Raw genomic sequence first — 3,184 nt, 5'->3', positions numbered from 1 at the left:
GGCCGAAGAGCTAGGGAAAAAAAACACAAAAAAGAGGGAGAAATATTTCAATAATTAGTGCTATAAGCTTAGAAAAAGTTGTGGCATCAGTCAACATATACGGTGCAGTGGATGCGGTAACATTTGAAGGATTTATTCTGAGTGAAGTGCTGCCAAAAATTAAAGAAGGAGACTGTTTGCTCATGGATAACGCCAAGATTCATCTCGGAGAAATAGTCAGAGAAATAATCGAACAAGAAAAAGCTAGACTCATCTATTTACCTCCTTATTCTCCCGAATTCTCTCCTATTGAAAACTTTTGGTCAAAAGTGAAAGCGATGTTAAGAAAACTAGACCTCTTGTAAAAATCAAAAATTGTTGTTAGGGTTAGGAGTCAGTAGTCAGGAGTCGGGAGTCAGGAGAAGAAAAAAGACAAGAGACGACTAGACTAGCCATAAAACCTAATATTATGCCGAATTTATCCGAGCTTTTAGATATTGTGACCCAATAGCGGCCTGATAACTTACTTTTGCAGGAGGTCTACTGAAGGCGAGAACTTACAAAGACTTAATAGAAGGGATTGAATTGGCTATGTTAGAAGTTACTCAAAAAGATATTCGCAATTGGTTTACTCACTGTTGCTACTGTACCTCATAAGTCAGAGAATTGCTATATTTAACAAATATCTCTTGACAAAAACTCCAAAATCCGCTACGCTTTCCCGCTCTAAATAATTTCTGGCCAACTAGCTACCACCGAGGCCAATTTATCCAAATCCCGACGATCTTCGATAAAGGGAAAAACGCCTAAAACCGGACAATTAGTCAAGGATTGAATTAAATTGATCGGTGTTAACTGCTCTATTTCCGTCTCCGTGCGCGGTTGGAGACAATTAAGGATAATTCCGCCTAAATTGACCTTTTTCTGCTCTGCTAGGGCAATATTAGCCACCGTTTGGGAAATCGCTCCCAATTTCACCGGCACCACTAAAAGGGTTTTTAACCGCCATTGAGCCGCTAAATCCGCCACAGTTAGCTCGTGGGTGACGGGACAACCTAAACCCCCTAAACCCTCAATTAAAACCAAATCTTGGCTTTTTTGTAGGTTTAGCAGAGCTTGCCACACCGTCCCTAAAGGAATATCTCGACCTTCCAAATCAGCAGCCACAGGAGGCGCTAAGGGTGCTTGATATTGCAGCGGTGTGATCATTTCTAATCGACCCTGAAATAAACCCTCATACCATTCTCGATCGCCTTGACCCGTTTGCATTAATTTCATCAGCCCCAGGGCCTTCGATGGATAGTATTTTTGCCAATAAGCCACCAAAGCAGTGGTGACAACGGTTTTACCCGCATCGGTATCCGTAGCCGTAATCAAAAGACTATTCATCGAAAATTTGGGTCTGAAACCCCGTCGTTCTAGGTTGGTTTTACTGTTAAATATTAGCACATTTACAAAATATATGCTAAAACGTGAGACATGGAAAAAGCCTATTCGTTTCGATTTTACCCCACACCCGAACAAGAGTCGCTATTGCGGCGCACATTGGGCTGTGTAAGATTGGTTTACAATAAGGCACTCCATCTCAGAACACAAGCTTGGTATGAAAGACAAGAAAGAGTAGGATATGCTCAAACTTCTTCAATACTAACCGATTGGCAAAAGCAAGAATAATTAGAGTTTTTAAACGAAGTTAGCTGTGTACCTTTACAACAAGGGTTAAGACACCTACAAACAGCTTTTACTAATTTCTTTGCTGGTCGTACTAAGTATCCTAACTTTAAGAAAAAACATCAGGGAGGAAGTGCCGAATTTACCAAATCAGCCTTTAAATTTAAACACAAACAAATCTATTTAGCTAAATGAACAGAACCTTTACCTATTCGATGGTCAAGACAAATCCCAGAAAGCTGTGAACCAAGCACAGTAATAGTCAGATTACATCCATCAGGACGCTGGCATATCTCAATAAGATTTGATGACCCAACGATTAAGCCTTTACCAGTAATAGATAAAGCCATCGGAATTGACTTAGGAATTAGTAGTCTTGTGATTACCAGCGATGGCGATAAAGTATCTAATCCTAAACATTTTAAAAAGCATTATCGGAGACTGCGAAAAGCGCAAAAAAATCTTTCTAGAAAACAGAAAAACTCAAAAAATCGGGAAAAAGCAAGAATCAAAGTAGCCAGAATTCACGCTCAAATCACCGATAACAGAAAAGACCATTTACATAAGCTAACCACTCAATTAGTTCGTGAAAATCAAACGATTGTGGTTGAGAATTTAGCCGTCAAGAATATGGTCAAAAACCCGAAATTATCTCAGGCAATATCTGACGTTAGTTGGGGAGAAATCACTCGTCAATTAGCCTATAAATGCCGTTGGTACGGCAGAAATTACATCGAAATAGATAGATGGTTTCCTAGCTCTAAAAGGTGTAGTAATTGCGGGTATATTGCTGAGAAAATGCCGTTAAATGTTCGAAAATGGGACTGTCCAGGCTGTGGGACTCACCATGACCGAGATATTAACGCCAGTAAAAACATTTTGGCCGCAGGGCTTGCGATGTCAGTCCGATTCGCGACTATAAGACCAGAACAGAGTGAATCTGTTAAGGCAGGTGCGAAAAACCATTCGGGACCCCAAACAGAAACCGTTCGGACCTCGGCGTGAGCTCGGTCGAACGCTGATCTCACGGCCGAAGCCCAAATCGTGAGGTTTGGGAATCACCGTCCGGCCCCAGCGATGAGGATGTCATACTAAATTCGGTTATTAAAAACTGATTATTTATTTCCCCTTTTGCCTTTTGCCTTCTGCCTCTTGCCTTTCCTTATAATTAGCCTATGCTCAACGGATTTAGTATCAAGCTCTCCAATATTTAGCAGATGGATATTCTGATCCTATCAATCGGATAGGTTCTTGCTCTTGCTGCAGACCATAAGTGCTTTCGCTTTTCAACGCAGGTTATTAGATCTCTTGCATAAGTCTAGACAAAATAGGATAAAATAGTCCAAGAGTTAAGATTGAAAGATGACTTACGAACAAGTAAAAACTTTAAAGTCAACAGAGTTCAAACGCTTGTGTGGCGTGTATCCAGATACATTTAAGGATATGGTAACAGTCCTAAAGGCAGAAAAAGTTTGGCAAAAAAAGACAGGTAGACCTAGCAAATTGAGTACGGAAGACCAACTACTAATAACAT

The 3,184-nt window shown here is 40.5% G+C and carries 1 protein-coding gene and 2 pseudogenes; 2 read left to right on the top strand and 1 reads right to left on the bottom strand.

The features are described from left to right. Positions 1–14 precede the first annotated feature (14 nt). Positions 15–332: pseudogene (locus IM485_RS21560) on the top strand (transposase); the annotation flags it as partial. A 373-nt stretch (positions 333–705) separates the two neighbouring features. Here IM485_RS21560 and bioD read toward each other — a convergent pair. Then, positions 706–1,368, bottom strand: coding sequence for a dethiobiotin synthase (gene bioD / locus IM485_RS21550; RefSeq protein ID WP_104396633.1), 663 nt, complete (start codon positions 1,366–1,368; stop codon positions 706–708). A 90-nt stretch (positions 1,369–1,458) separates the two neighbouring features. Here bioD and IM485_RS21545 point away from each other — a divergent pair. Then, positions 1,459–2,655 (top strand): annotated as a pseudogene (locus IM485_RS21545) (RNA-guided endonuclease InsQ/TnpB family protein). Positions 2,656–3,184: the final 529 nt, after the last annotated feature.

Origin of the sequence: Microcystis sp. M169S2, assembly GCF_020245865.1 — a bacterium.
Lineage (GTDB): Bacteria > Cyanobacteriota > Cyanobacteriia > Cyanobacteriales > Microcystaceae > Microcystis > Microcystis ichthyoblabe_A.
The sequence above is the reverse complement of the archived record's forward strand: the minus strand, read 5'-3'. Positions and strand labels throughout refer to the sequence as shown.

What these genes read in the sequence shown, in the direction of transcription:
- bioD (WP_104396633.1), bottom strand. Translation starts at nt 1,368, where the DNA reads ATGAATAGTCTTTTGATTACGGCTACGGATACCGATGCGGGTAAAACC.